General features: G+C 69.1%; 1 pseudogene. It reads left to right on the plus strand.

The features are described from left to right. Window positions 1-795 (plus strand): annotated as a pseudogene (locus JCM25156_RS26290) (aminopeptidase P family N-terminal domain-containing protein); the annotation flags it as partial.

Genomic DNA, 795 nt, shown 5'->3' on the forward strand with positions numbered 1-795 from the left:
CGAGGCCGCCGTGGTGCTGAGCGATCCGGCCTCCATCGCGTGGCTGCTGAACATACGCGGGCAGGATGTGCCTATACGCCGCTCAGCCTGAGCTTCGCCATCGTGCATGACGATGCGCGCGTCACCCTGCTGATCGCACCGGAGAAGGTATCGGCTGAAACCCGGGCATGGCTGGGCGCGGATATTACCCTCCAGCCCCCCCACGCGCTGGAAGACGCGCTGCGCGCGCTGGCCCCCGCCCGCGTGCGGGTGGACCCGGCCAGCAACGCCCTGTGGTTCATCCAGACACTGGAAGACGCGGGCGCCACCGTCATGCGCAAGGGCGATCCCTGCCTGCTGCCCAAGGCGATCAAGAACCCGACCGAGCAGGAGGGCAGCCGCCACGCCCATCTGGTGGACGGGGTGGCCATATGCCGCTTCCTGCACTGGCTGGATGAAAACGCCACCCGCACGGCGGAGCTTGCGGCCGCCACCCGGCTCGACCAGTTCCGCGCGGCCTGTCCGGACTACCGGGGGGAGAGTTTTCCCGCCATTTCAGGGGCGGGGCCGAACGGGGCCATCATCCACTACCGTGTCACACCCGAAACCGACCGCGCGCTCCAGCCCAACGAGGTCTACCTGATCGACAGCGGCGGCCAGTACCCCTTCGGCACCACCGACATCACCCGCACCGTGTGGACCGGGCCGGACACGCCCGATGATGACGTGCGCAACGCCTTTACCCGCGTGCTGCGCGGGCATATCGCGCTGGCGCGCGCCCGCTTTCCCGATGGCGTGACCGGCCATGCGCTCGAT

This window comes from Komagataeibacter kakiaceti JCM 25156 (genome assembly GCF_000613305.1).